26 protein-coding genes and 1 riboswitch are annotated in these 24764 nt (G+C 68.0%); of the genes, 10 read left to right on the top strand and 16 right to left on the bottom strand.

Translation table 11 applies throughout. The annotated features are described in order from the left end of the window. Nucleotides 1-77: 77 nt before the first annotated feature. The 5 genes from AC3A6G_RS18425 to AC3A6G_RS18405 all read left to right on the top strand — a co-directional run bounded on the left by AC3A6G_RS18425 (nucleotide 78) and on the right by AC3A6G_RS18405 (nucleotide 5186). Nucleotides 78-1256 carry an aminoglycoside phosphotransferase family protein gene (locus AC3A6G_RS18425; RefSeq protein WP_487874271.1) on the top strand — a complete coding sequence of 393 codons (1179 nt, stop codon included), beginning with the start codon at nucleotides 78-80 and terminating at the stop codon, nucleotides 1254-1256. 5 nt (nucleotides 1257-1261) lie between these two features. Continuing rightward, the gene (locus AC3A6G_RS18420; protein WP_487874270.1) at nucleotides 1262-2002 is read left to right on the top strand and encodes a 16S rRNA (uracil(1498)-N(3))-methyltransferase; all 741 of its coding nucleotides are present in this window, start codon (nucleotides 1262-1264) and stop codon (nucleotides 2000-2002) included. Nucleotides 2003-2067: 65 nt separating this feature from the next. Continuing rightward, entirely contained in the window at nucleotides 2068-3435 is a 1368-nt protein-coding gene (locus tag AC3A6G_RS18415) for a M20/M25/M40 family metallo-hydrolase (RefSeq protein ID WP_487874269.1), read from the top strand. A gap of 37 nt (nucleotides 3436-3472) precedes the next feature. Next, nucleotides 3473-3931 carry a YidB family protein gene (locus AC3A6G_RS18410; RefSeq protein ID WP_487860777.1) on the top strand — a complete coding sequence of 153 codons (459 nt, stop codon included), beginning with the start codon at nucleotides 3473-3475 and terminating at the stop codon, nucleotides 3929-3931. A gap of 61 nt (nucleotides 3932-3992) precedes the next feature. Next, a complete protein-coding gene (locus AC3A6G_RS18405; RefSeq protein WP_487860776.1) occupies nucleotides 3993-5186 on the top strand; it encodes an MFS transporter in 1194 nt (397 codons plus the stop codon). A 6-nt stretch (nucleotides 5187-5192) separates the two neighbouring features. Here AC3A6G_RS18405 and AC3A6G_RS18400 read toward each other — a convergent pair whose 3' ends face one another. After that, on the bottom strand, nucleotides 5193-6692 hold the full coding sequence (locus AC3A6G_RS18400; RefSeq protein WP_487860775.1) for a M20 family metallopeptidase: 1500 nt from the start codon (nucleotides 6690-6692) through the stop codon (nucleotides 5193-5195). Between the two features lie 87 nt (nucleotides 6693-6779). On the opposite strand from AC3A6G_RS18400, the gene AC3A6G_RS18395 reads away from it, so the two are divergent. Next, a complete protein-coding gene (locus tag AC3A6G_RS18395; protein ID WP_487864498.1) occupies nucleotides 6780-7568 on the top strand; it encodes a DUF72 domain-containing protein in 789 nt (262 codons plus the stop codon). Between the two features lie 16 nt (nucleotides 7569-7584). Here AC3A6G_RS18395 and AC3A6G_RS18390 read toward each other — a convergent pair whose 3' ends face one another. Continuing rightward, nucleotides 7585-8097: a bactofilin family protein gene (locus tag AC3A6G_RS18390; RefSeq protein ID WP_487860773.1), complete on the bottom strand. Its 513-nt coding sequence runs from the start codon at nucleotides 8095-8097 to the stop codon at nucleotides 7585-7587. Nucleotides 8098-8245: 148 nt separating this feature from the next. Between AC3A6G_RS18390 and AC3A6G_RS18385 the strand changes: the two genes are divergently transcribed. Continuing rightward, a complete protein-coding gene (locus AC3A6G_RS18385) occupies nucleotides 8246-9175 on the top strand; it encodes an ion transporter (protein WP_487860772.1) in 930 nt (309 codons plus the stop codon). On the opposite strand, the gene AC3A6G_RS18380 is transcribed toward AC3A6G_RS18385, so the two are convergent. From AC3A6G_RS18380 to AC3A6G_RS18365, 4 genes are all read right to left on the bottom strand, one after another. Beyond that, nucleotides 9120-9707, bottom strand: a complete 588-nt coding sequence (locus tag AC3A6G_RS18380) for an IMPACT family protein (protein WP_487874268.1) — start codon at nucleotides 9705-9707, stop codon at nucleotides 9120-9122. The two genes, AC3A6G_RS18385 and AC3A6G_RS18380, sit on opposite strands and share 56 nt — an antisense overlap. 16 nt (nucleotides 9708-9723) lie before the next feature. Continuing rightward, nucleotides 9724-10311 (bottom strand): methionine biosynthesis protein MetW, encoded by a 588-nt coding sequence (metW, locus tag AC3A6G_RS18375; protein WP_487860770.1) that lies wholly within the window; start codon nucleotides 10309-10311, stop codon nucleotides 9724-9726. After that, nucleotides 10308-11492 carry a homoserine O-succinyltransferase MetX gene (metX, locus tag AC3A6G_RS18370; protein WP_487860769.1) on the bottom strand — a complete coding sequence of 395 codons (1185 nt, stop codon included), beginning with the start codon at nucleotides 11490-11492 and terminating at the stop codon, nucleotides 10308-10310. The genes metW and metX overlap by 4 nt, the downstream gene beginning before the upstream one ends. A 145-nt stretch (nucleotides 11493-11637) precedes the next feature. Beyond that, the gene (locus tag AC3A6G_RS18365) at nucleotides 11638-12204 is read right to left on the bottom strand and encodes a TMEM165/GDT1 family protein (RefSeq protein WP_487864494.1); all 567 of its coding nucleotides are present in this window, start codon (nucleotides 12202-12204) and stop codon (nucleotides 11638-11640) included. A gap of 6 nt (nucleotides 12205-12210) precedes the next feature. Further along, nucleotides 12211-12400, bottom strand: a riboswitch (yybP-ykoY riboswitch). A 259-nt stretch (nucleotides 12401-12659) separates the two neighbouring features. Between AC3A6G_RS18365 and rbp the strand changes: the two genes are divergently transcribed. Beyond that, on the top strand, nucleotides 12660-13199 hold the full coding sequence (rbp, locus tag AC3A6G_RS18360; protein WP_487874267.1) for an RNA-binding regulator: 540 nt from the start codon (nucleotides 12660-12662) through the stop codon (nucleotides 13197-13199). 73 nt (nucleotides 13200-13272) lie between these two features. Here rbp and AC3A6G_RS18355 read toward each other — a convergent pair whose 3' ends face one another. Genes AC3A6G_RS18355 through AC3A6G_RS18340 form a run of 4 tightly spaced genes read right to left on the bottom strand, consistent with a single transcriptional unit; the run spans nucleotide 13273 to nucleotide 16271 of the window. Beyond that, nucleotides 13273-14061 (bottom strand): SDR family oxidoreductase, encoded by a 789-nt coding sequence (locus AC3A6G_RS18355; RefSeq protein ID WP_487874266.1) that lies wholly within the window; start codon nucleotides 14059-14061, stop codon nucleotides 13273-13275. Between the two features lie 28 nt (nucleotides 14062-14089). Further along, the gene (gene lptC, locus AC3A6G_RS18350; protein WP_487864491.1) at nucleotides 14090-14728 is read right to left on the bottom strand and encodes an LPS export ABC transporter periplasmic protein LptC; all 639 of its coding nucleotides are present in this window, start codon (nucleotides 14726-14728) and stop codon (nucleotides 14090-14092) included. After that, nucleotides 14725-15273, bottom strand: coding sequence for a KdsC family phosphatase (locus AC3A6G_RS18345; RefSeq protein ID WP_487864490.1), 549 nt, complete (start codon nucleotides 15271-15273; stop codon nucleotides 14725-14727). The genes lptC and AC3A6G_RS18345 overlap by 4 nt, the downstream gene beginning before the upstream one ends. Continuing rightward, complete coding sequence (locus AC3A6G_RS18340; RefSeq protein WP_487860763.1) at nucleotides 15273-16271, bottom strand: KpsF/GutQ family sugar-phosphate isomerase; 999 nt, start codon at nucleotides 16269-16271, stop codon at nucleotides 15273-15275. The genes AC3A6G_RS18345 and AC3A6G_RS18340 overlap by 1 nt, the downstream gene beginning before the upstream one ends. A gap of 66 nt (nucleotides 16272-16337) precedes the next feature. On the opposite strand from AC3A6G_RS18340, the gene AC3A6G_RS18335 reads away from it, so the two are divergent. Next, nucleotides 16338-18320, top strand: a complete 1983-nt coding sequence (locus AC3A6G_RS18335; protein WP_487860762.1) for a monovalent cation:proton antiporter-2 (CPA2) family protein — start codon at nucleotides 16338-16340, stop codon at nucleotides 18318-18320. Between the two features lie 36 nt (nucleotides 18321-18356). On the opposite strand, the gene AC3A6G_RS18330 is transcribed toward AC3A6G_RS18335, so the two are convergent. From AC3A6G_RS18330 to rpmH, 6 genes are all read right to left on the bottom strand, one after another. Next, nucleotides 18357-18818: a Crp/Fnr family transcriptional regulator gene (locus AC3A6G_RS18330; protein WP_487860761.1), complete on the bottom strand. Its 462-nt coding sequence runs from the start codon at nucleotides 18816-18818 to the stop codon at nucleotides 18357-18359. A gap of 91 nt (nucleotides 18819-18909) precedes the next feature. After that, nucleotides 18910-20316 (bottom strand): tRNA uridine-5-carboxymethylaminomethyl(34) synthesis GTPase MnmE, encoded by a 1407-nt coding sequence (mnmE, locus tag AC3A6G_RS18325; protein ID WP_487874265.1) that lies wholly within the window; start codon nucleotides 20314-20316, stop codon nucleotides 18910-18912. Between the two features lie 68 nt (nucleotides 20317-20384). Continuing rightward, nucleotides 20385-22076 carry a membrane protein insertase YidC gene (gene yidC, locus AC3A6G_RS18320; RefSeq protein WP_487874264.1) on the bottom strand — a complete coding sequence of 564 codons (1692 nt, stop codon included), beginning with the start codon at nucleotides 22074-22076 and terminating at the stop codon, nucleotides 20385-20387. Beyond that, nucleotides 22073-22360 carry a membrane protein insertion efficiency factor YidD gene (gene yidD / locus AC3A6G_RS18315; RefSeq protein ID WP_487860758.1) on the bottom strand — a complete coding sequence of 96 codons (288 nt, stop codon included), beginning with the start codon at nucleotides 22358-22360 and terminating at the stop codon, nucleotides 22073-22075. The genes yidC and yidD overlap by 4 nt, the downstream gene beginning before the upstream one ends. Beyond that, the gene (locus AC3A6G_RS18310) at nucleotides 22360-22758 is read right to left on the bottom strand and encodes a ribonuclease P protein component (protein WP_487860757.1); all 399 of its coding nucleotides are present in this window, start codon (nucleotides 22756-22758) and stop codon (nucleotides 22360-22362) included. Before AC3A6G_RS18310 ends, yidD begins: the two co-directional genes overlap by 1 nt. Nucleotides 22759-22847: 89 nt before the next feature. Next, nucleotides 22848-22982, bottom strand: coding sequence for a 50S ribosomal protein L34 (gene rpmH, locus AC3A6G_RS18305; protein ID WP_007834827.1), 135 nt, complete (start codon nucleotides 22980-22982; stop codon nucleotides 22848-22850). A 340-nt stretch (nucleotides 22983-23322) separates the two neighbouring features. On the opposite strand from rpmH, the gene dnaA reads away from it, so the two are divergent. Then, on the top strand, nucleotides 23323-24702 hold the full coding sequence (gene dnaA / locus AC3A6G_RS18300) for a chromosomal replication initiator protein DnaA (protein WP_487860756.1): 1380 nt from the start codon (nucleotides 23323-23325) through the stop codon (nucleotides 24700-24702). The last annotated feature ends 62 nt before the right edge of the window (nucleotides 24703-24764 follow it).

Genomic DNA, 24764 nt, shown 5'->3' with positions numbered 1-24764 from the left:
GAGCCGGCGGCAACCCGTTCGACTTGCAAGGGCCGCCGGAGTTGCCGCGCCAGGCGGATTTGTAGAATCGATTATCCATGACAGCACCTTCGCTCCCGGCCGCCAAGCCCGCCGCCCCTGCCATTCCCGTGACCTGGGCCGATCCCGGACGCGCCGCGGCCTTCGACGCATGGCTGGCGGGCATCGCCGGCGCGCACGGCCTGCTGCCCGGCAGCGTGCGCCTCGCCTCGGCCGATGCGAGCTTCCGGCGCTATTTCCGTGTCGATGCCAGCGGCGCCGCGGGCACGCGCATCGTCATGGACGCTCCGCCCGACAAGGAGAACAGCGAGCCCTTCGTGCAGGTCGCGCGCCTGATGGCCGAGGCCGGCGTGAAGGCGCCGCAGGTGCTCGAATGGGACCGGGCCAACGGCTTCCTGTTGCTCGACGACCTCGGCCGCCAGACCATGCTCGACGTGATCGACCCGGCCCGCCCCGAGGCGAGCCGCCCGCTCTATGGCCAGGCCATCGACGCGCTGATCCGCTGGCAGCTGGCCTCCAGGCCCGGCGTGCTGCCCCTCTATGACCGGGCGCTGCTCGAGCGCGAGCTGGCGCTGTTCCCCGAGTGGTACATCGGGCGGCATCGCGGCATCGCCGTCGAGGGCAAGCTCAAGGAACGGCTGGAGCGCAGCTTCAGGCTGATCGTCGAGAGCAATCTCGCGTCGCCGAGCGTCTACGTGCACCGCGACTTCATGCCGCGCAACCTCATGATGGATGTGGCCCCCACGCTCGGCACTGGCGTGTCCTCGCTGCCCCCCGAGGGGGCGCTCGCCGCCTTGGGGCGGCCCGGCGGCGGCTCGGCCGGCCCCGGCCTCGGCGTGCTCGACTTCCAGGACGCGGTCTACGGCCCGATCAGCTACGACATCGCGAGCCTGCTGCGCGATGCCTTCCTGAGCTGGGACGAGGAATTCGTGCTCGACGTCACCGTGCGCTACTGGGAGGCCGCGCGCAAGGCCGGGCTGCCGGTCGACGCGGACTTCGGCGCCTTCTACCGCGCGGTCGAGTGGATGGGGCTGCAGCGCCACCTCAAGGTGGCCGGCATCTTCGCGCGCCTCACGCTGCGCGACGGCAAGCCGCGCTACCTGGCCGACACGCCGCGCTTCATCGGCTACATCCGCTCCACCGCCAGCCGCTACATGGAGCTCACGCCACTGCTGCGCGTGATCGACGAGATCGAAGGCAGCTCGCCGCTGGTCGGCTTTGCCTACGGCCGGGTCTAGAACGGGTGCCCCGTTTCCACTGCGCCGTCCCCCTGGCCGCCGGCACCACGCTCGCACTGCCGCCGGGCGCGGCGCGCCATGTGCAAGTGCTGCGGCTGCAGCCGGGCGACGCGATCACGCTGTTCGACGGCGCGGGCGGCGAATACCAGGCGACGGTCGAGCGCATGGGACGCAGCGAGGTCTCGGTCGTGGTCGGCGGCCACACCCCGATCGAACGCGAAGCCCCGCGCCCGGTGCACCTGGCGGTCGGCATGCCGGCCAATGAGCGCATGGATTGGCTGGTCGAGAAGGCCACCGAACTCGGCGTGGCGAGCATCCAGCCGCTGGCCACGGCGCACGGCGTGCTGCGCCTTTCGGGCGAGCGCGCCGAGAAGAAGCGGGCGCACTGGGAAGCCATCGCGATCGCGGCTTGCGAGCAGTGCGGGCGCAACCGCGTGCCGCTAATTCATCCGGTGCGGGCCTTCTCGAAGGTCGCCGACTGGGCCGCGGCCGGCGCCGGCACGAACGACGCCGCACTGCGCCTGGTGCTGAGCCTTGCCGATGGCACGCGGCGCCTCGGCGAGGCCGCCGCATCCTTGCCGGCCGACCGCGCGGTGCGGGTCCTGAGCGGCCCCGAAGGCGGCTTGAGCAGCACCGAGGAACAGGAGGCGCTGGCCTGCGGCTTCACGCCGGTCACGCTCGGCGCGCGCGTGCTGCGCGCGGAGACCGCGGCGCTCGCCGCGCTGGTCTCGCTCGCCGGGCCGTAGCGCCACCGCGGGCCGCCTTGCTTCTTCACCGATATTCACCACGACACGACAAGGACCTTCACGCCATGCTTCGCTCGCCACGCACCCTTCGCCGCCTTGCTCCGCTCGCCCCGCTGGTCCTCGCGATGTTCTGCGCGGTGCAGGGCGCGCAGGCCCAGAACAATGCCGTGGCGCCCACGCCGGTCCAGGTGTCGCCCGAGGTGGAGAAGGCCTTCAGCCAGCTGATGGCGGCGCCCACGGTGCAGAAGCTGCTCGAGGCGGTCAAGGCCGACCACGAGCGCTCGGTTGACGACCTGAAGATGCTGACCGAGATCGAAGCGCCGCCGTTCAAGGAGCAGAAGCGTGCCGAGGCCTTTCTCGCGCGCATGAAGGCGCTCGGCCTCGCAGATGCGCGCATCGACGCCGAAGGCAACGTGGTGGGCTTGCGCAAGGGAACGGGTAACGGCCCGAAGCTGCTGGTGTCGGCCCACCTCGACACCGTGTTTCCCGCCGGCACCGACGTGAAGGTGAAGGAGCGCGACGGCAAGCTCCACGCGCCCGGCATCGCGGACGACACGCGCGGCCTCGCGGTGCTGCTGTCGTGGCTCAAGGTGCTCAACGAGCAGAAGGTCCAGACCGTGGGCGACCTGCTGTTCGTCGGCAACGTCGGCGAGGAAGAGCTCGGCAACCTGCGCGGCATGAAGGCGATCTTCCGCGACCACCTGGACATCGACGGCATGGTCGGGCTCGAGCCCTCGCCCGACGGCAACGTGCTGATCCTCGGCACCGCGAGCCACCGCTACGAAGTCACGTTCAAGGGGCCGGGCGGGCACAGCTTCGCGGCCTTCGGCCAGGTGCCGAGCGCGATCCACGGCATGGGCCGCGCGATCGCCAAGATCGCCGAGGTGCGCACGCCGAGCTTCCCGAAGACCACCTTCACCGTCGGCACGGTGGGCGGCGGCACTTCGGTCAACACCATCGCGCCCGACGCGCGCATGGCGATCGACATCCGCTCGGACGACATGGCCTCGCTGCTCGAGACCGAGAAGAAGATCCTCGCCGCCATCGACGAAGCCGTGGCCGAGGAGAACAAGCGCTGGAGCGTCGGTACGCTGAGCGCCAGCAACAAGCTGATCGGCGACCGGCCCGGCGGGCGCACGCCGGCCGACTCGGTGATCGTCGAGGCGGCCACGCGCTCGAACAGCGCCTTCGGCCACAAGACGCTGCTGCGCGGCGGCAGCACCGACGCCAACGTGCCGATGTCGTACGGCATCCCGGCCATCATCATCGGCGGCGGCGGCAAGGCCGCGGGCTTCCACGCGCTGAGCGAATCGATCGACGTGACAGATGCATGGAAGGGCGCGCAGAATTCGCTCGTGACGGTGCTCGGCCTGGTCGGCGTCCAGAACGTGAGCCCTGCGCTGCTGCCCAAGCGGCCGGCGCGCACCAAGTAAGCTCCGTCAGGTCCTCTCACTCTCTTAAGGAATGGCCATGGGAATGCTCGATTCGGTACTCGGTCAAGTGCTCGGCGGCGCCGCCTCTCAGCAGCAGCCGTCGTCGCCAGGCGCAGGCATGGGAGAACTCGGCGGGCTCGCGGGCGTGCTCGGCAGCCTGCTTTCCAACAGCGGCGGCCAGGGCGGGCTCGGCGGGCTGGTCTCGAAGTTCGAGCAGGCCGGCATGGGCGATGTGGTCGGCTCGTGGATCGGCAAGGGAGAGAACCAGCCGGTCTCCGGCGGCCAGCTGCAGGACGCGCTCGGCAGCGACACCATCGCCAACATCGCGGCCAAGCTCGGCATCAACGCGCAATCGCTGCTGCCGATGCTGGCCACCATGCTGCCGGTGCTCATCGATCAGCTCACGCCCAACGGCAAGCTGCCGGAGCAAGGCGTGGACAACCCGAACGACCTGCTCGGAACGCTCGGCGGCCTGCTGCAGAACAGGCAGGGGTGAGCCCCGCCTTGCACGCCGTGGATCCCGCGCCCTCCGGGGCGCTTTTTCTTGCCGTACCGCCATGAACCGCAATCTCTGGCTGCTTGCCATCTGCCAGGGCCTGTTCCTGACCAACAACGTCACCTTCATCGCGATCAATGGCCTGGTCGGCCTGAGCATCGCGCCGGTGGGCTGGATGGCGACGCTGCCGGTGATGGGCTACGTGGTGGGCGGCGCGCTCGCCACCGGCGTGGTGGCGCGCACCCAGCGGCGCTTCGGTCGCCGCGGGTCGTTCCAGATCGGCCTCGCGGTGGCGTTCGGCTCGGCGCTGCTGTGCGCCTTTGCGGCGGTCACCCACAACTTCTGGCTGCTGTGCTTCGCCACGGTGGTGGCCGGCTACTACAGCGCCAATGCGAGCCTCTATCGCTTTGCGGCGGCCGAGCTCGCGGGCCCTGAATGGCGCGAGAAAGCGGTCTCGCTGGTGATGGCGGGCGGCTTGATCGGCGCGGTGCTCGGTCCCAACCTGGCCACCGCCACGCGCGAGGCGTTGACGGTGCCGTTCGCGGGCGCTTACGTGGCGCTTGCTGCGGTGGCGCTGCTGTCGATGCTGTTCATGCGCTTCATCGAGTTTCCGCCGGCACCGCCGCGCCGCGAGGGCGCGCGCGGGAGCGGGCGGCCGCTGGCCGAGATCATGCGGCAGCCGGTGTTCATCGTCGCCGCAGCGGGGGGCGCGCTGGGCTACGGTGTGATGAACCTGCTGATGGCCGCGACCCCGATCGCGATGCAGGTCTGCAGCCTGCCGTTTTCGGACGCGGCGCTGGTGCTCGAGTGGCACGTGATCGGCATGTTCGCGCCCGGTTTCTTCACCGGCCACCTGATCCGCCGCTTCGGCGCGCTGTCCATCATGGGCGTGGGATTGGCGCTCAACCTGGCCTGCATCGCCGTCGCACTCTCGGGCGTGGACCTGCATCACTTCCTGGTGGCGCTGTTCCTGCTGGGCGTGGGCTGGAACTTCCTCTTCACCGGCAGCACGACGCTCTCGCTCACGGCCTACACCGCCGAAGAGCGCGACCGGGCGCAGGGTGCGCTCAACTTCTGCATCTTCGGCACGCTCGCCGTGACCTCGTTCGCCTCGGGCGTGCTGGTGACCACGCAGGGCTGGCAGCTGCTGAACTACGGTTCGCTGGTGCCGGTGGCAATCACGGGCGCTGCGCTGCTGTGGCTCGCGCAGCGCAACCGGCGCGCCGCGGCAGAAGCGGCAGCCGCGAAGGCCTGACCGACCCTACGCGGCGGCCGCGGCGCGGTGGGCCGCCGGCAGCGCCGCGATCACCTCCGCCACGGCGGCGGTGAGCTTCTTGGCATAGGGCACATGCAGGAACTCGTTCGGGCCATGCGCATTGCTCTTGGGCCCGAGCACGCCGCAGACCATCATCTGGGCGGTCGGGAAACCGGCGCTCAGCATGTTCATCAGCGGGATCGTGCCGCCCTGGCCGATGTAGCCGCAGGAGGCACCGAAATGCGCGTTCGAGGCCTTGTTGAGCGCGTCCTCGAACCATGGCGTGATCGTGGGCGCGTTCCAGCCGGTGGCGCCGCCGCCGCTTTCGAAGGTGACGCGGGCCTGGTAGGGGGCGTTGTCCTCGAGCAAGGTCTTGAGCTCCTGCACCGCCTGGGCCGCATCGACGAGCGGCGGCAGGCGCAGCGACAGCTTGAAGGCGGTGTAGGGACGCAGCACATTGCCCGCATCCTTCAGTGCCGGAAAACCTTCGGCGCCGGTCACCGACAGCGTGGGCTTCCAGGTGCGGTTGAGCAGCGCCTCTACCGGGTCGGTGGTGGTCGGCAGCGCGAACATGGTCGAGCCGCCGCAGTCGTAATGCGCCCACGGAAATCGCTTGTAGAGCTCTTCGCCGAGGATCGCGGCCGTGGCCCTGGCCTGGTCGAGGCGGTCGGGCGGCACTTCGCAGTGGAAGCTCGCGGGCAGCAGGCGGCCGGTCTTGCTGTCCTCGAGCCGGTCGAGCACCTGCCGCATGATGCGAAAGCTGGAGGGCACCAGGCCCGAGGCGTCGCCCGAATGGATGCCTTCGGTCAGCACCTCGACCTTGAGCGTGCCGCTGGCCATGCCGCGCAGCGAGGTCGTGAGCCACAGCTGGTCGTAGTTGCCGGCGCCCGAATCGAGGCAGATCACGAGCTCGACCTCGCCGAGCCGCGCACGCAGCGCGTCGACGTAGGGCAGCAGGTCGTACGAGCCGCTTTCCTCGCAGGTCTCGATCAGGCCCACGATGCGCGGATGCGCTGCGCCCTGGTTCTTGAGCGCCTTCAGCGCCGCGATGCTCGCGTAGACCGCATAGCCGTCGTCGGCGCCGCCGCGGCCGTAGAGCAGGCCGTTCTCGTACTTGGGCGTCCAGGGGCCGAGGTCGTTGCGCCAGCCGGTGAACTCGGGCTGCTTGTCGAGATGGCCGTACATCAGCACCGTCCCGGTCATGTCGGTGCCGGTGGCCGGCACTTCGAAGAATAAGACCGGCGTGCGGCCCTCGAGGCGCACGATCTCGAGCTTCAGGCCTTCGACCTTCTGCGCCTCGACCCAGGCCGCCGCATTGCGCAGCACGGTCTCGAGGTGCCCGTTGGCCGACCAATCCTTGTCGAAGCCCGGCGACTTGGCTGGAATGGCGATGTAGTCGGTGAGCTGCCGGAGGATGTCGCCATCCCATTGGGTGGTGACGTCGGACAGAGCGCGCTGGGCGTCGAGCGTGCCGGCGGGCATTTCGCGGTGCAGGGGGGCGTTCATCGGGGTTCTCCGCAGGAAGGCAAAAGCGCATTTTGCGCCTCGCGCCAACCCCGCGTAGAGTGCGGCGTTCCCAACCCGGAGCGCAACGTGACCAAGGCAACATCGACGCGGACGACGGACATCAGAGTGGGCATCGGCGGCTGGACCTACGAGCCCTGGCGCGACAACTTCTATCCCAAGGGACTCGCCCATGCCAAGGAGCTCGGCTATGCGAGCCGCAAGGTGAGCGCCATCGAGGTCAACGGCACCTACTACAGCACCTTCAAGCCCGAGACCTTCCGCAAATGGCATGGCGAGGCGCCCGACGATTTCGTGTTCTCGATGAAGGCGTCGCGTTTCACGACCAACCGCAAGGTGCTCGCCACCGCGGGCGAGTCGATCGCGCGTTTCATCGACAGCGGCGTGGGCGAACTCGGCGACAAGCTCGGCCCGATCGTGTGGCAGTTCATGCCGACGAAGCAGTTCGATGCCGAAGACTTCGAGGCCTTCCTTGCGCTGCTGCCGAAGAAGGAGGGCAGCCGCACGCTGCGCCATGTAATGGACGTGCGCCACGAGAGCTTCATCACGCCGGCCTACAAGGCGCTCGCGAAGAAATACAAGGTGTCGACGGTGTTCACCGACGCGGACAAGTTCCCCTCGTTCGAGGAACCCGAAGGCGACGTCGCCTATGCGCGGCTCATGATGGCCGATGCGAGCCAGAAGACCGGCTATGCGCCAAAGGCGCTCGACGCCTGGGCCGAGCGCGCGCAGGCATGGACCGCGTCGCCGAAGAAGCGCGAGGTGTTCGTCTATTTCATCAATGGCGCCAAGGAAAAGGCACCAGCCGCGGCCGGCGCCCTGCTCGAGCGCCTCGGATGGACCCCGCCCGCCGCGTAGCAGGCGCGGCGCGCCCTTAGGCTTGCGAAGCCTTGGCGCCGAAGCTGATCTCGCCGGAAATCTGGCCGCCTTCCTCGATCACGATCTTGCCGTAGCGGACCTTGCCGGTAACCTTGCCGGTCGCGTGGATCACGAGCTTTTCGCGCACCGTGAGGTTGCCGTCGAAGATGCCGCGGATCTCGGCGATGTCGATCTCGGCCGAGCCCTTGAACTCGCCCTGTTCGGCGATCTGCATCAGGCGCGAATCCATCGTGGCTTCGACCAGACCCTCGACGACGAGCGTGTCGCAATCGGTGATCTCAACGCCCTTGAGCTTGATGTTCGGGCCGACGGTGAGCTTGCTGCCGCCTTCCTTGGCAGCGGGTGCCGCCGCGGTGGCGCCGAGGCCGCCCTGCTGGCCGGCGAGCGACGACGGATTGACGGGCGAACCCGACAGATTGGTGCCCGAGCCCACCAGCGGCGCGGGACGGGAGGTCAACGAATCGGTGTCACGATCACGCTTGCCGAAAAAGGGGGACTGTGTAGCCAATGGGGAGCTCCTCAACAAAGGGTCTATCGTAAGAACGCCATTGGCGCGCACGACACTTAATTGCGCAATAAACGTAACTGAATAAATCGCGGCTGCGTGCACATTGCCACAATCGCAGTCATCCCGCGACCTCGCCAGCTTCATCCAGATGACCCGACCGAATTCCGCTCCCGCTGCCCGGACCTTCGCCGTCTCGTCGACCACCGACGCGCGCTTCGACAAGCCGGCGAGCGGCTGGCGGCGCGACATGTTCACCGTGATCTTCGAGGCCGACACGCGAGCGGGGCTCGCGTTCGACCTGGCACTGATCGCGGTGATCGTGGCCAGCGTGCTGGTGGTGATCCTCGACAGCGTGCAGTCGATTCGCGAGCAGTGGCGCCCGCTGTTCAGCGCGCTCGAATGGACGTTCACCGCGTTGTTCACGCTCGAGTACATCGCGCGCCTCGCCTGCGTGAACAGGCCGCTGCGCTACGCGTTGAGCTTCTACGGCGTGATCGACCTGCTCGCGCTGCTGCCGACTTACCTGGTGGCCTTCGCACCCGAGCTCGCCTACCTGATCGACGTACGCGTGCTGCGGCTCTTGCGCGTGTTCCGGATCTTCAAGCTCTCGCGCTACTCGGTGGAATACCGCGCGCTGGTGTCTGCCGTGGCGGCGAGCCGGCGCAAGATCACGGTGTTCGTGGGCTTCGTGATGCTGGTGGTGCTGGTGATGGGCACGCTGATGTATGTCGTCGAAGGGCCGGTCCACGGCTTCACGAGCATTCCGGTGGCGATCTACTGGGCCATCTCGACCATGGCCACGGTCGGCTTCGGCGACCTGGTGCCGAAGACCGACCTCGGCCGCGCGATCGCGTCGGTCATGATGCTGCTCGGCTGGGGTGTGCTGGCGGTACCGACGGGCATCGTCACGGCCGAGATGGCGCGCCGCGGACCCGGCGACGACGACGACGTGCCGCTCGCAGGCCGCGGCATCCTCGCGATGACGCCACCGCCCACGCCGCCCGCACCGCCGCCGCGCCGGCTCACACCGGCTGCCAGGCGACGCGCCCTTGCGCAGCATCGCCGAGGCGTGCGATGAAGGCCTCGGCATCCGACTCCGGCAGCCTGAAGTCGAAGCGCACCACATCCCCGTGCGTGATGCCGTCGAGCACCGCCCCCGCTGCGGCGAGTTCGCGCCGCACCAGGCCTTCGAGCGCATAAGGCACGGCGCATTGCAGGCTGCGCTGGCGCACCAACGGCACGAGCGGAGCGCCGAGCAGCGCCTGCGCCACGGCGTCGGTATAGGCCCGCACCAGGCCGCCGGCACCGAGCTTCACGCCGCCGAAGTAGCGCACGACCGTTGCGAGTGCGCCTTCGATCTGCTGGTGGCGCAGCACCTCGAGCATCGGCCTGCCCGCCGTGCCGCCCGGTTCCCCGTCGTCGTTCGCAGCCGACTGGCCGCCCGCCATCAAGGCCCAGCACACATGCGCGGCCGCAGGGTGCTCGGTGCGCAGCGCGGCCACGATGGCCTGCGCGGCCGCGCGGTCGGGCACGGACTGCACGCAGCCGATGAAGCGGCTCTTGCGGATGACCAGTTCGCTGTGGACCGGTTGCGCCAGCGTGAAGCTCACGTTCCGCCGAGCGCGTTCAACCGCCCCGCTCGAACTTGAACACGGCCGTGCCCGCGCGGGCATTGGGCAGCCAGCGCACCGAGCGGCCGTCCTGCAGGCCGAAAGCGTCGAGCACGCGAAGCTGGTTCTTCTGCGCAAGCACTTCGAAGTCCTTGAAGGTGCCAACGCGGATGTTGGGCGTGTCGTACCACTGGTAGGGCAGGCGCCGGGTGACCGGCATGCGCCCGCGCGCGATGCTGATCCGGTTCGGCCAGTGCGCGAAATTCGGAAAAGCCACGATGCCGATGCGGCCGACGCGCGCGGTCTCGCGCAGCATCACTTCGGCATTGCGCAGGTGCTGCAGCGTGTCGATCTGCAGCACCACGTCGAACGAAGCGTCGTCGAACATCGCGAGGCCCTCGTCGAGGTTCAACTGGATCACGTCGACGCCGCGCCGGATGCACTTCAGCACGTTGCCGTCGGCGATCTCGACGCCGTAGCCGCTGCAGCCGCGCTCGCGCTGCAGCAGGTCGAGCAGGGCGCCGTCGCCGCAGCCGAGGTCGAGCACGCGCGCGCCCTCGGGCACGAGCGCCGCGATGACGCGCTGGGTTTCGATGTCGCTCACTGCACCACCTCCGTGCTCGCTTCGGCCTCGATCTCGTGCGCCACGCGCTCGAAATAGGAGCGCACCACGCCCATGTAGCGCACGTCGTCGAGCAGGAACGCATCGTGCCCATGCGGTGCGTCGATCTCGGCGTAGCTCACGTTGCGGCGATTGTCGAGCAGCGCCTTCACGAGCTCGCGGCTGCGCGCCGGCGAAAAACGCCAGTCGGTCTTGAAGCTCACGAGCAGGAACTTGGCCGTGGCGCGCGCCAGCGCTTCGCTGAGGTCGCCGCCATGCGCGCGCGCGGGGTCGAAGTAGTCGAGCGCGCGCGTGATCAGCAGGTAGGTGTTGGCATCGAAGTACTCGCTGAACTTGTCGCCCTGGTAGCGCAGGTAGCTCTCGATCTGGAACTCGACCTCCTGCGTCGAATAGCGGTAGTCGAGCCCCTCGGCCTCGCCCTCGACGGCGCTGCGCAGGATGCGGCCGAACTTCGCGTTCATGACGTCGTCGCTGAGGTAGGTGATGTGGCCGATCATGCGGGCGATGCGCAGGCCGCGCTTGGGCACCACGCCGTGTTGGTAGAAATGCCCGCCGTGGAAATCAGGGTCGGTGACGATGGCGCGGCGCGCCACTTCGTTGAAGGCGATGTTCTCGGCCGTGAGGTTGGGCGCGCTGGCCACCACCACCGCATGGCGCACGCGCTCGGGGTACTGCAGCGTCCACGAGAGCGCCTGCATTCCGCCGAGGCTGCCGCCCATGACGGCCGCGAGCGTGCGGATGCCGAGCGCATCGAGCATCACGGCCTGGGCGTCGACCCAGTCCTCGACCGTGACGACGGGAAAGTCGGCGCCGTACACGCGCCCGGTGGCCGGATTGACGTGCATCGGCCCGGTCGATCCGAAGCAGGAGCCGAGGTTGTTCACACCAATCACGAAGAAGCGGTCGGTGTCGACCGGCTTGCCCGGCCCGACCATGTTGTCCCACCAGCCCTCGGAGCGGTCCTGGCCTGCATAGGTGCCGGCCACGTGGTGCGAGGCATTGAGCGCATGGCACACCAGCACCGCGTTGCTTCGCTCGGCATTCAGCGTGCCGTAGGTTTCGTAGGCCAGCGTGTAGTCCGCGAGCGAGGCACCGCTGCGCAGGGCCAGCGGGCCCGCGAACTGCATCGACTGCGCGGAGACAACCAAAGGAGTTGACGACATGAATGAAAAAACCCGGCCTCGCCAAAAACGAGCCGGGTTGTTCGCCAACTGACTGTCTTTAGCTGAATTTATAAAGCGCCCGCAAGCTGAAGCAAATCGGCGCAAGACAAAGTATAGCCGCGCAACGGTGCGCGGCGCCGCTCGTTCAGGGCCAGCCGGCGATCATGGCGATGCCGAGCACGAGGAAAATTGCCGCGGAGATGCCGTGCACGAGTTTGATCGGCACCCGGCGCACGATCCGCTCGCCGAGCCACACCACGGGCGCGTTGGCCAGCATCATGCCGAGCGTGGTGCCCACGACCACCCAGAGGTACGCCTCGGTGAAACGGGCCGCCAGCATCACCGTTGCGATCTGCGTCTTGTCGCCCATCTCGGCGAGGAAGAAGGCGACCAGCGTGGTGCCGAAAACGCCGTAGTGGGAGGTAGCGGGTGCCTCGTCGTCGTCGAGCTTGTCGGGAATGAGCATCCATGCCGCCATCGCGACGAACGACCCGCCGAGGATCCAGCGCAGCATCTCGGGGCCGACCCAGCGCGTGATGTAGTTGCCGACGGCACCGGCCAGCGCATGGTTGACGACCGTGGCGACAAGGATGCCGAGCACGATCGGCCAGGGCTTTCTGAAACGCGCCGCGAGCAGAAGGGCCAGCAACTGGGTCTTGTCGCCCATTTCGGCGAGCGCGACCACGCCGGTTGCAACGAGAAAAGCTTCCATGAGAAAAAGGGTTCCTTGGGCCGAAGGACGCAATTGACCGTGCAACACCTTCGGCCAAATTCCCGAAGTTGCACGGTCAAAGGTCTCGCCAGGTGTGTTCACTGCACGCGCCATGTCCCGTGTGGGGCAGGACAAGTCTGTTGACGCGGGCCCTTCTCGCAAATGGAAGGCGGCTACTCCCCAATGACGCGGCAGATTCTACCTGCTGCGGCCGGTCGCCCTCCCTCAGCCGAAAGCGTGCGCTAACTTTTTCTAAATTTTGAAGGCACTACAGGCGGCAGCAAATTCCTGCTTGCATTTCACATATTTCACCCATAATGCACGAGCCTCCCTCTTCAATTTGCGAGGAGGCAGTTCGGTGATCGGTCAGTTTCGCGCGACTCGACAGCTCTCGTTTGAGTCATGCTTTCGGGACTCCGTCGCTTTTCCTGCCATGTGTTTATAGGAGTCCCTGGATGGGCAACAAACTGTATGTCGGCAACCTGCCTTACTCGGTGCGCGACGGTGATCTCGAACAGGCTTTCGGACAATTCGGCTCGGTGGCCAGCGCCAAGGTCATGATGGAGCGCGACACGGGCCGCTCCAAGGGCTTCGGCTTCGTCGAAATGGGCAGCGACGCGGAAGCGCAGGCGGCCATCAATGGCATGAACGGCCAGCCGCTCGGTGGCCGCAGCATCGTTGTCAATGAAGCGCGCCCGATGGAAGCGCGTCCCCCGCGCAGCGGCGGTTACGGTGGCGGCGGTGGTGGTTACGGCGGCGGCGGTGGTGGCTATGGCGGCGGCGGTGGCAACGGTGGTGGTGGCGGCTACGGCGGCGGCGGTGGTGGCGGCGGCCGCTCCGGTGGTGGCGGGGGCTACGGCGGCGGTGGCCGCAGTGGCGGCGGCGGTGGTGGTGGCGACGGCGGTTTCCGCAGCCCCTACGGTGCCGGCCCCCGCGGCGGCGGCCGCTCGGGCGGTGGTGGCGGCTATGGCGGTGGCGGCAACGGCGGCTACTGAGTCCTGCACGCGCACGGACACGCAAAGAAAAGGCTCCTTCGGGAGCCTTTTTCGTTATCCGGCGACAGGGCGTTCAGCGCTCGCCGCTGCGCTTCTTGCGGCCGCGCCCTTGCACCGCGCGGTCGAACAGCGCGTTCGGCACCATGCGCATGAGCTTGGCGACGACGCCCATCTGCCAGGGGATCACGCGGTAACTGCTGCCGGCCTCGATGATGCGCAGCGCCTGCGCCGCAAAGTCCTCGGGCTGCATGAGGAAGGGCATGCCATAGCGGTTGCCGCGCGTCAGCGGCGTGTCGATATAACCCGGGCAGATCGTCACGACCCTGACGCCGCTCTTGTGCAATTCGCCGCGCAGGCTTTCGCAGTACGCGACCACGCCGGCCTTGCTGGCGCAATAGGCGCCGTGGCCCGGCAGACCTCGGATGGCCGCCACGCTCGCGATGCCGACGAGCCGCCCGCTGCCGCGCTGGCGCATGGCGGCGACGAACGGATGGAAGGTGGCCATCAGGCCGACGTTGTTGGTGGCGAAAGTGCGCGCCATCACCTCGATGTCGTCGCGCTCGGCGGTGTCGACGCCCACGCTGATGCCGGCATTGGCGATCACCACGTCGGGCAGGCCTTGCTCGGCGATGCAGGCCTCGCCCGCGGCAACGATGCTGTCGGTCTGCGCCACGTCGGCGCCGTAAATGCGCCAGCGCGACGCATCGAGCTGGCGCGTGGCGGCCCAGGCCTCGATCTCGGCTGTACGCCGGGCCACCAGGGCCAACCGGTAGCCCGCGTCGTAGAAGCAGGCGGCCAGGGCCTGGCCGATGCCGCTCGAAGCGCCGGTGATGAAGACAAGCGGTGGTGCGGCGGTGCCCATGGTTGCCTTCTTCGGTGCCCGGCCTCGTTCAGCGCGCCTTGCCGGCGGCCGCCGAGGGCACGAGGACGCCGCGCACGCGGCCGGTCAGGTTGGCGACCCCGCTCAGGTTGTCGTAATTGAGGTTGTCGGCGGTGAACTGGTCGGTACCGCGGATCAGCGTGACGGGCTTGTTCGAGGTGACCCGTTCGGTGTCGAGGTACACATGCAGGAACTCGCCACGGAACTCGAGCCGCGGCGTGGTCTTGCCGTTGGGCTGCAGGGCCGGGTCGCGGATGACGATGGCATTGCCGAACAACTGGATCTCGCTGGCGTCGGAGTTCGACAGCCCGCGGTTCGCGGTGGCGCGCGTGGTGAAGCCCTGCGGCGACACCGAGCGCATGCGCAGCTCGTCGACCTCTATGGTGTCGGTGTCGGGGTAGTGCCGGCCTTCCTTGCCGTGGAGTTCGCTGCGCAGGTCGCCGTTGGGCAGGTAGTTCTTGATCACGAAGCCGCGCATGAAGTAATCGGGCTCGTGCGTGGGCGCGACCTTCACGGTGGGCTCGAGCAGCTTGGGCGCGTTGCGCACCAGCCAGTAGGTGCCGAGCGCGACCGCCGCGGTCAGGATGATCGGCAGGTAGATGGTGGCGCGATCGAGCCCGTCGCGCAGCAGGTCCCAGCCACGCTTCATGGCGCCGGACCCCGCGCGGCGTCGAGCAGGCGCCGGTATTGGCCGCAGGCGGTCAGCAGCAGATCGCAGAATTCGCGCGCCGCGCCCTCGCCGCCGCGGGCGCGGGTGACGTAGTTCGCGGTGGCGCGGACCTCGGCGTGCGCGTTGGCCGGAGCCGCCGCGAAGCCGACACGCGCGAGCACTGGCAGGTCGGGCCAGTCGTCGCCGATGGCTGCGGCCTGCGCCCAGCTGAAGCCCAGTTGCGCGAGCATGGCCTCGGCCGCCGGCAGCTTGTCTTCGGTGCCGTAGCGCACGTGCTCGATGCCGAGCGCCTCGAGCCGCACGCGCAGCGGCTTGGAGTCGCGCCCGGTGATGACTGCAGGCGTGATGCCGGCCAGGCGCAGCAGCTTGAGGCCGTAGCCGTCGAGGATGCTGAAGCGCTTGAGGGTTTCGCCATGCTCGGTGAAATAGACGCCGCCGTCGGTCAGCACCCCGTCGATGTCGAAGAACGCGATGCGCACGTCCTGCGCGGCGAGCAAGGTCTCGGCCTGGAAGTCGATCGGCATCAGATGACCTTCGCGCGCATCAGGTCGTTGATGCTGAGCGCGCCGATCAGGAGCCCCGCCGGGTCGACGATGAGCACGCTGGTGATGCGGTGCTCTTCCATCAGTTCGGCGGCTTCGGCCGCCAGGGCATCGGCACGCAGCGTACGCGGGCCGGGGTGCATCACGTCGGCCGCGGTGAGGCCGCGCAGGTCGCCGCCGGTTTCGACCTGGCGGCGCAGGTCGCCGTCGGTGAAGATGCCGATGGCACGGCCCTCCGCATCGACCACCGCCGTCGCGCCCAGTCCCTTGGCGCTCATCTCGCGCATCAGGTCGCTGAGGGTGGCCGTGGGCGGCACGCGCGGCACATCGTCGCCCGAGCGCATGACATCGCTCACGTGGGTGAGCAGCTTGCGGCCGAGCGCGCCGCCCGGATGCGAGCGCGCGAAGTCCTCGGAGCCGAAACCGCGCGCGTCGAGCAGGGCCACGGCCAGCGCATCGCCCATGGCCATCTGGGCCGTGGTGCTTGCCGTCGGCGCCAGGTTAAGCGGACAGGCTTCCTTCGCCACGCCCGCGTCGATCGCGATGTCGGCATGGCGCGCAAGGGTGGATTCGAGGCGGCCCGTGATGGCGATCAGCGGCACGCCCTGACGCTTGACCACCGGCAGGATCACGGTGAGTTCGTCGACCTCGCCGCTATTGGAAATGGCCAGCACCAAGTCGACCGGCTTGATCATGCCGAGATCGCCGTGGCTGGCCTCGGCTGGATGCACGAACATCGCCGGTGTGCCGGTGGAGGCGAGCGTGGCGGCGATCTTGCGCCCGACATGGCCGCTCTTGCCCATGCCCATGACGACCACGCGCCCGCGCACCTCGAGGATCTTCTGCACCGCCTCGACGAAGCTCGGGCCCACGCGCGACTTGAGGCCGCTCACGGCCTCGGATTCGATGTCGAAGGTGGCGCGCGCCCGCGCGAGCACGGCATCGGCGTTGACCGCGGGGGGCAGGGGAGCGGAACTCATCGCCGGATTTTACGGGGCGGCGCAGGGCACGGACATTGCTGTAGTCCCTTCGACTAGCATCCAGCCATGTCTTCGTTCGACCTCACGCTGTTGTACCTGCTCGCCGCAGTGATCGGCGTGGTGGCGTGCCGCTCGCTCAAGCTGCCGCCGATGCTCGGCTATCTGTCGGCCGGCGTGCTGATCGGGCCGCATGCGTTCGCATTGGCACAGAACTCCGAAGGCATCCGCCATCTCGGCGAGTTCGGCGTGGTGTTCCTGATGTTCGTGATCGGGCTGGAGTTTAGCCTGCCCAAGCTGCGCGCGATGCGAAAGCATGTGTTCGGGCTGGGCCTGCTGCAGGTGCTGCTGACGATGGCGCTCGCCACGGCCGGGGCGCTGCTGATCGCCTCCTGGCTCCCGGCGGCCTGGCAGCTCGGCTGGCAGACCGCGCTGGCGCTGTCGGGCGCGCTGACCATGAGCAGCACGGCGATCGTGGTCAAGCTGATGGCCGAGCGGCTCGAGCTCGAAAGCGAGCACGGGCGGCGCGTCATGGGCGTGCTGCTGTTCCAGGATTTGGCGGTGGTGCCGTTGCTGGTGATGATTCCGGCGCTGGGGGCGCCGCCCGAGACGCTGGCCACGGCCCTCGGCTACGCGCTGGTCAAGGCGGTGCTGCTGATCGGCGTGCTGCTCTATGGCGGGCCGCGCGTCATGCGCTGGTGGCTCACGCTGGTGGCGCGCCGGCGCAGCGAAGAGCTCTTCATCCTGAACGTGCTGCTGATGACGCTCGGGCTTGCATGGCTGACCGAACTGGCGGGCTTGAGCCTGGCGCTCGGCGCCTTCATCGCGGGCATGCTGGTGTCGGAGACCGAATACAAGCACCAGGTCGAGACCGACATCCGCCCGTTCCACGACGTGCTGCTGGGGCTTTTCTTCATCACGGTGGGCATGTCGCTCGACTGGCACATCGTGGTCGAGCGCTGGGCCCTGGTGGCGGTGCTGCTGGTGCTGCCGCTGGCATTCAAGCTGGCGCTCGTGACGCTGCTGGCACGGGTGCTCGGGGCAACGGCCGGGGTGTCGCTGCGCACCGGCCTCTACCTCGCGCAGGCGGGCGAATTCGGCTTCGTGCTGCTGACGCTGGCCCAGGACCGCGCGCTGCTGCCCGAATGGCTTGCGCATCCGGTGCTGGCCTCGATGGTGCTCTCGATGCTCGCGACGCCGTTCATCGTGATGTACACCAACGCCATCGTGCGCAAGCTGGTGGCGAGCGACTGGCTGCAGCAGTCGCTGCAGATGACCACGATCGCGCGCAAGACCATCAACACCGCGCAGCACGTGATCATCTGCGGCTACGGGCGCTGCGGCCAGAACCTCGCGCGCATCCTCGAGCGTGAGGGCATTCCCTACATGGCCCTCGATCTCGACCCCGACCGCGTGCGCCAGGCCGCCGCCGCGGGCGACTCCGTGGTGTTCGGCGATGCCGCGCGGCTGCAGGCGCTGATGGCCGCGGGCCTGGCGCGCGCGAGCGCCGTAGTGGTGACCTACCTCGACGTGCCAGGCGCAATGAAGGTGCTGGCCAACACGCGCGCCCATGCGCCGCAGGTGCCGGTGATCGTGCGCACGCAGGACGATCTCGATCTCGAGAAACTGCGCGCCGCCGGCGCGACCGAGGTGGTGCCCGAAGCCATCGAGGGTTCGCTGATGCTCGCGAGCCACGCGCTCGCGCTGGTCGGCGTGCCGATGCGGCGCGTGATCCGCGTGGTGCAGGACCTGCGCGATGCGCGCTACAACCTGCTGCGCGGCTACTTCCACGGTGCCGACGACGACAACGCCGACGAGATCGACCACGAGCGGCTCAACACCTTCACGCTCAACCCCGGCGCACGCGCGGTCGGCCAGTCGCTCGCGCGCCTGGCGCTCGACACGCTCGGCGTGCGCGTCGCGACCCTGCGGCGCCAGGGCCACGCCCAGGCGGTGAACGGCGACACGGTGCTGGTGGACGGCGACACCCTGGTGCTCTCGGGCAAGCCCGCCGCGCTCGCGGTGGCAATCGAGCGACTGCAGAAGGGCTGAGCCGCTTGCGCCGAAAACCTTGGTGGGACGACCCGCTCAGGTCACCGCGACGCGCTTGGACCGGTGCGCCATGCGCTTGGCGATCACCGCACCGAGCCCCATCGCGATCTCGAGCGCCAGGTTCGGCTGGCGGTTCGACATCTCGGCGAAGCGGATCGCCGTGAGGCGCCAGACGCGCCCCGCACCGGTGACCACCACGTTGGCCGGATGGGGCTCGCGCGAGAAGAACGAGCCCTCGCCGACGACCGCGCCTGACATGAGAACGGCGAGCTTCATCTGCTCCTTGCTGCTCACGCGGTGCACGCTGATCGCGCCGCTCTCGACGAAGTACACCGAGCGGTCGTGCGTGCCCTGTTCGATCAGGATGTCGCCGACCGCGGTGTCGATCGGCTGCAGGTAGCCTGCGAGCGTTTCCCACTGCTGCACGTTGAGCGTGAGCGCAAAGGCGTCGCTGCTGTTGTTGTCCGCAATGGCGCGGCTCAGGTTCTGGATGGACATGTGTTCCTCAACCCCCGGATCTTTGCGCCGGAGTATCGGCGAAGGACGCGGGTTTCGATCACATGTCGTGAGGTTTTCGCGACCCGGATCGCTATTTGCCGATGCAGAAGCGCGAAAAGATGACGCCCAGCAGATCGTCCGCGCCGAATTCGCCGGTGATCTCGTTGAGCGCGTTCTGCGCCAGGCGCAGCTCCTCGGCGAGCAGGTCGAGCGACTGGGCCCGCGCCGCCAGGTGGTCGGCAGCCAGTGCGAGATGGCCCTCGACCCGGCCCAGAGCCTGCACATGGCGTGCGCGCGCGAGGTAGGTGCCTTCGGGCACCGCCTGCCAGCCGGCCAGCGCCAGCAGCTGCTCGCGCAGCGCCTCGATGCCGAGGCCGGTCTTGGCCGACAGCGCGAGGCCTTCCGGCGGGGCCGCTGCGGACGCGGCGTCCTGCTTGTTCCAGACGTGCAGCACCGGCACGCTGGCGGGCAGCTTCTGCTGCAGCAGGCGAAGGATGTCGGCGTCGGCGGCAGCGTGCGCCGGCTGGTCCGCGCGCGTCAGGTCGTGCAGGAAGAGCACCGCATCGGCGCTCTCGATCTGGCCCCAGGCACGCGCCACGCCGATCTGCTCGACCTCGTCGCTGCTCTCGCGCAGGCCCGCGGTGTCGGCCACATGCAGCGGCACGCCGTGGATCTGGATGGTCTGCGACACCACGTCGCGCGTGGTGCCGGCGACCGCGCTCACGATGGCGAGTTCGGCGCCCGCCAGCGCGTTGAGCAGCGAACTCTTGCCCGCATTGGGTTGGCCGGCGATCACCACCTTGATGCCCTCGCGCAGCAGCGCGCCCTGGCGCGCACGCTGCTGCACCGCCGCCAGTTGCGCCTGCAGCGCGGCAAGCTGGCCGGCGGCATCGGCCTTCTGGAGAAAGTCGATCTCTTCCTCGGGAAAGTCGAGCGTGGCCTCGACCAGCATGCGCAGGTGGATCAGCGCATCGCGCAGCACATGGATCTCACGCGAGAAGGCGCCCGACAGCGAGCGCCCGGCGCTGCGCGCGGCCGCCTCGGTGCTGGCGTCGATCAGGTCGGCAATGGCCTCGGCCTGCGCGAGATCGATCTTGCCGTTGAGAAAGGCGCGCTGGCTGAACTCGCCAGGCTCGGCCACGCGCAGCCCGGGCAGGCGGGGGCGGCCAGTGACCGGATCGGGTTCGGCCGCGGCCTCGAGGCAGCGCGCCAGCAGCAGCTGCAGCACCACCGCGCCGCCGTGCGCCTGGAGCTCGAGCACGTCCTCGCCGGTGAAGGAGGCCGGCGACGGGAAGTGGATGGCCAGCCCATGGTCGATCGGCGCCCCCTCGGCATCGCGGAACGGCAGGTAGGTCGCCTCGCGCGGCTTGAGCGGGCGGCCGCAGATCGCATCGACCAGCGGCGCCAGCCGTACGCCCGACACGCGCACGATGCCCACCGCCCCGCGCCCCGGGGCGGTGGCGATGGCGGCGATGGGATCGGTGGTGCGGGCGAGCATGGGTGGATTCTTTCAGCAAAAAAGGGCCGCTTGCGCGGCCCTTCGGGGATGGCTGGGGCGCTGTGCGGCTACTTGCCGAGCACGCCCAGGCGCTTGTTGATGAACCACTGCTGCGCGATCGACAGCACGTTGTTCGTGATCCAGTACAGCACCAGGCCGGCCGGGAAGAAGATGAACATCACGCTGAACGCGAGCGGCATGATCCACATCAGCTTGGCCTGCATCGGATCGGGCGGCGTCGGGTTGAGCCAGGTCTGGAACAGCGAAGTGAGCGTCATCACGATCGGCAGGATGTACCAGGGGTCGGGCGCCGACAGGTCGGTGATCCAGCCGATCCAGGGCGCATGGCGCATCTCGACCGACGAGAGCAGCACCCAGTAGAGCGCGATGAACACCGGGATCTGGATCAGGATCGGGAAGCAGCCACCCATCGGGTTGACCTTCTCGGTCTTGTAGATCCGCATCATTTCCTGCTGCATCTCCTGCGGCTTGTCCTTGAGCCGCTCGCGCATTTCCATGATCTTCGGGTTGACGGCCTTCATCTTGGCCATGCTCGCGTAGGCCTTGGCATTGAGCCAGTAGAAGGCCGCCTTCAGCAGCACCACCAGCGCCACGATCGCCCAGCCCCAGTTGCCCAGGATGCCGTGCAGCTGGTACAGCAGCCAGTACAGCGGCTTGGAGATGATCGCGAAGATGCCGTAGTCCTTGACGAGGTCGAGGCCCGGCGCGATCGCCTCGAGCTTCTGCTCTTCCTCGGGGCCGGCGAACAGCGCCGTGTTGACGACCTGGGTCTGGCCCGGGTCGATCTTCGGCAGCGTGGCCACCATCGCGACGGTGTAGAGGTTGTTGCCCAGGTCCTTGACGCGGAATTCGCGCCGCAGCTGTTCGCTGGCTGGGTCGCCCTTGAGCAGCCAGGCCGAGACGAAGTAGTGCTGGACCATTGCGATCCATCCGTCGTTCGCGGCGGGCGGCGGCTCGACCTTGTTCTTCGTGATGTCCGCGAAGTCGAGCTTATGGAACTTCTTCTCTTCGGTGTAGGCTGCCGGACCGGTGAAAGTGTTGGTGCCGAACATCGTGCTCGAGGCCACGGTGCCGTGGCGCAGCAGCTGCAGGTAGAGCTGCGCGTCGCGCGGCTGGTCGCTCACGTTGACGACCTCATGGCGCACGCGAATCGCGTAGTCGCCGCGCCGAAAAACATAGGTCTTGACGTACTTGAGGCCGCCGGCGGGCTCGCTTTCGAAGCTCACCTCGAGCGTGTCCTGACCAGGCGCCATCTCGCGCGGGCCGGCCTTCGACGTCATCGGCGTCAGGTGGTTCGGGAAGCGCTCGCTCCCGGCCTGGTTCAAAAGGCCGGTCTGGGCCACGTAGCGCGTGGCCGGCGAGCTGCTGTCGAACAGCACGACGTGCTTGCTGCTGCCTTCCGTTTCCTCGTACTGCAGCAGCTCGAGGTGGTTGACCGTCGCGCCCTCGCTGTCGATCACCGCCTTGAACAGGTCGGTCGTCACGCTGACCTGCTCGCGCGGCGCCGCCGGCGCGGTCTGCGTGGGCACGGCACCGGCGCCCGCGGGGGCGGCGGCAACTGGCACGCTGCTGCCGGCGCCGGGTGCGGCGTCGGCAGGGGTGTTGGCGGCCACGGCGGCCGGCTTGGTCGAAGGCAGGAAGGTCGGCTTGTTGCCGTTGAAGACCTGCCACTGGTCCCACAGCAGCACCAGCGAGAAACCAAAGATCACCCACAGGATCGTGCGGCGTATATCGTTCATGACGAAGACTTCTTGTCGGAGGAGAGAAGAGACGAAAACAGCGAGCCTGACCGCTCAGTGCGACGCTGTGATTTCGGTGGAACCGGATCGTGCCCGCCCTGGCACCAGGGCTGGCAACGCGCAATGCGGTACAGGGTCAGGTAGCTGCCTTTCCAGGCACCGTGGACCTCGAGCGCCTCGATCGAATAGACCGAGCAGGTCGGCGCGAAGCGGCACGACTGGCCGAGCCAGGGGCTCAGCAGCAGGCGGTAGCCCTTCACGAGCGCGATCAGCAGGCGCTTCATCATCGCGATGGCGCCGGAGCGGGGCGTGCGGCGCGCGCCAGCAACTGCTGCAGCTCGGCACGCACGGCGGCCTTGAGCCGGTCCGAGGTGGCGCTCACGAATTCCTTGCGATCGAAGGCTGCGCGCAGGCGCACCACATGGGCGGCATGCGGCAGGCCGCCGCCGTGCGTGGCGCTCACGGCATAGATCTGCCGCTTGATCGCGTTGCGCGTGACCGCGCGACGCGCCCAGCGCTTGGGCACCATGGCCCCGAGCCAGACATCATCGGACGCAAACAAGGGCTGCGCGCTCGACGTGGTGTCGAGCGCGCAGCGATGTAATGCGAAATGCGCGGTGCGCGCCACGGTTGCACCTGCGAGGACGGCCTGGAACTGCGCGCGGGTCTTGAGCCGCTGCATGGAAGCCGGGCCGGACGCGCCGGGAACGCTGGCTGCGGGAGCTGGCGCGGGCGGTTCGGCTGCTGGCAACGGCAGGGGATCGGCTGTCGTCAGACGGCCAGGCGCTTGCGGCCCTTGGCGCGGCGTGCGTTGATGACGGCACGGCCGCCGCGGGTCTTCATGCGGACCAGGAAGCCGTGGGTACGGGCGCGGCGGACTTTGGAAGCTTGGTAAGTGCGTTTCATGATGAGATTTCCTGCTGGTGCCCCCGAGATCCGCAGTATCCCCGCCGGGCCTGGAAGGCCGCAGCAGTCATGCGGGCGCTGGGAGCGTTATTCGACTCTTGTATCGAACCGGGTTCGAAGGCTCCCCGAAGAACGCAACAAGGTTTTCAGGGAAACCCGAAATTATCGCAAACATTCGGCGCGCCGCCAAACTTCCAGCAGGATTGCGGGCCTTTATGTGCCCTTCCAGGGGTGTGGATAAGGTTTTGACAAGTTAGAATGCAGGCCGCTTGCAGCAGAGAATATCCACAATACATATACCAAAAAATGGACGAGGGACACACTACTTTTACAAGCACCCATGTCGACTGACGGCATCGGTGAAAGCCTCTGGCAGGCCTGTGTCGACCAGCTCGCCCAAGAGCTGTCCGAGCAGCAATTCAACACCTGGATCAAGCCCCTGACGGCGCAGGTCGCGGACGATCTCTCGCGCATGACGGTGTTTGTGGCGAACCGCTTCAAGCTCGACTGGATCCGGGCCCAATACGCCGGCAAGATCGCCGCCATGGCCGAGAAGATGTACGGCCAGCCTGTCACAGTAGAGTTAGCGCTTGCTCCGCGTGAGGCGCCCGTGCGCTCTGTACCGGTCGCGGTGCTGGCCGAAACCGATGTGCCCCGCGACGTGGCCGGCCCCGGCGAGGAGCCGGCCGCTGCCGGCTTCAAGAACCGCCTCAACTCGGGCCTGACCTTCGACACGCTGGTCGAGGGCACAGCCAACCGCATGGCGCGCGCCGCGGCCATGCACGTGGCCGGCATGCCGGGTCACCTGTACAACCCGCTGTTCATCTATGGCGGCGTGGGGCTGGGCAAGACCCACCTGATGCATGCGGTGGGCAACCGGCTGCTGGCCGACCGGCCCGATTCCAAAGTTCTCTACATCCACGCCGAACAGTTCGTCTCGGATGTGGTCAAGGCCTATCAGCGCAAGACCTTCGACGAGTTCAAGGAACGCTACCACTCGCTCGACCTGCTGCTGATCGACGACGTGCAGTTCTTCGCCAACAAGGACCGCACGCAGGAAGAATTCTTCAACGCGTTCGAGGCGCTGCTGGCCAAGAAGTCGCACATCGTGATGACCAGCGACACCTATCCGAAGGGCCTGGCCGACATCCACGAGCGGCTGGTCTCGCGTTTCGATTCGGGCCTGACCGTGGCCATCGAGCCGCCCGAACTCGAGATGCGCGTCGCGATCCTGATCAACAAGGCGCGCGCCGAATCGGCCGAGATGCCCGAGGAAGTGGCCTTCTTCGTCGCCAAGAACGTGCGCTCGAACGTGCGCGAGCTCGAAGGCGCACTGCGCAAGATCCTTGCGTACTCGCGCTTCAACCAGAAGGAGATCTCGATCGCCCTGGCGCGCGAGGCGCTGCGCGACTTGCTGTCCATCCAGAACCGGCAGATCTCGGTCGAAAACATCCAGAAGACGGTGGCCGACTACTACAAGATCAAGGTCGCCGACATGTACAGCAAGAAGCGCCCGGCCAGCATCGCGCGGCCGCGGCAGATCGCGATGTACCTGGCCAAGGAGCTCACCCAGAAAAGCCTGCCGGAAATCGGCGAGCTGTTCGGCGGGCGCGACCACACGACGGTGCTGCACGCGGTGCGCAAGATCTCGGGCGAGCGCCAGCAGCTCACCGAGCTCAACCAGCAGCTCCACGTGCTCGAGCAGACGCTCAAGGGCTGACACGCGAATGTCATCGGAATGGCCGAAACGGCGCCTCGCGACAGCGGAGAATGGCACCTTCA

The organism is Variovorax sp. Soil_C_26, assembly GCF_057657075.1.
This window is presented reverse-complemented; position numbering and strand designations above follow the sequence as displayed.

Bases quoted from the DNA above. Each gene is read 5' to 3' on its own strand.
- rbp (WP_487874267.1), top strand. From the start codon at position 12,660: ATGGGCAACAAACTGTATGTCGGCAACCTGCCTTACTCGGTGCGCGAC.
- AC3A6G_RS18425 (WP_487874271.1), top strand. From the start codon at position 78: ATGACAGCACCTTCGCTCCCGGCCGCCAAGCCCGCCGCCCCTGCCATT.
- yidC (WP_487874264.1), bottom strand. From the start codon at position 22,076: ATGAACGATATACGCCGCACGATCCTGTGGGTGATCTTTGGTTTCTCG.
- yidD (WP_487860758.1), bottom strand. From the start codon at position 22,360: ATGAAGCGCCTGCTGATCGCGCTCGTGAAGGGCTACCGCCTGCTGCTG.
- lptC (WP_487864491.1), bottom strand. From the start codon at position 14,728: ATGAAGCGTGGCTGGGACCTGCTGCGCGACGGGCTCGATCGCGCCACC.
- dnaA (WP_487860756.1), top strand. From the start codon at position 23,323: ATGTCGACTGACGGCATCGGTGAAAGCCTCTGGCAGGCCTGTGTCGAC.
- AC3A6G_RS18355 (WP_487874266.1), bottom strand. From the start codon at position 14,061: ATGGGCACCGCCGCACCACCGCTTGTCTTCATCACCGGCGCTTCGAGC.
- AC3A6G_RS18310 (WP_487860757.1), bottom strand. From the start codon at position 22,758: ATGCAGCGGCTCAAGACCCGCGCGCAGTTCCAGGCCGTCCTCGCAGGT.
- AC3A6G_RS18410 (WP_487860777.1), top strand. From the start codon at position 3,473: ATGGGAATGCTCGATTCGGTACTCGGTCAAGTGCTCGGCGGCGCCGCC.
- AC3A6G_RS18415 (WP_487874269.1), top strand. From the start codon at position 2,068: ATGCTTCGCTCGCCACGCACCCTTCGCCGCCTTGCTCCGCTCGCCCCG.
- mnmE (WP_487874265.1), bottom strand. From the start codon at position 20,316: ATGCTCGCCCGCACCACCGATCCCATCGCCGCCATCGCCACCGCCCCG.
- AC3A6G_RS18330 (WP_487860761.1), bottom strand. From the start codon at position 18,818: ATGTCCATCCAGAACCTGAGCCGCGCCATTGCGGACAACAACAGCAGC.
- rpmH (WP_007834827.1), bottom strand. From the start codon at position 22,982: ATGAAACGCACTTACCAAGCTTCCAAAGTCCGCCGCGCCCGTACCCAC.
- AC3A6G_RS18405 (WP_487860776.1), top strand. From the start codon at position 3,993: ATGAACCGCAATCTCTGGCTGCTTGCCATCTGCCAGGGCCTGTTCCTG.
- AC3A6G_RS18345 (WP_487864490.1), bottom strand. From the start codon at position 15,273: ATGCCGATCGACTTCCAGGCCGAGACCTTGCTCGCCGCGCAGGACGTG.
- AC3A6G_RS18340 (WP_487860763.1), bottom strand. From the start codon at position 16,271: ATGAGTTCCGCTCCCCTGCCCCCCGCGGTCAACGCCGATGCCGTGCTC.
- AC3A6G_RS18400 (WP_487860775.1), bottom strand. From the start codon at position 6,692: ATGAACGCCCCCCTGCACCGCGAAATGCCCGCCGGCACGCTCGACGCC.
- AC3A6G_RS18335 (WP_487860762.1), top strand. From the start codon at position 16,338: ATGTCTTCGTTCGACCTCACGCTGTTGTACCTGCTCGCCGCAGTGATC.
- AC3A6G_RS18385 (WP_487860772.1), top strand. From the start codon at position 8,246: ATGACCCGACCGAATTCCGCTCCCGCTGCCCGGACCTTCGCCGTCTCG.
- metX (WP_487860769.1), bottom strand. From the start codon at position 11,492: ATGTCGTCAACTCCTTTGGTTGTCTCCGCGCAGTCGATGCAGTTCGCG.
- AC3A6G_RS18365 (WP_487864494.1), bottom strand. From the start codon at position 12,204: ATGGAAGCTTTTCTCGTTGCAACCGGCGTGGTCGCGCTCGCCGAAATG.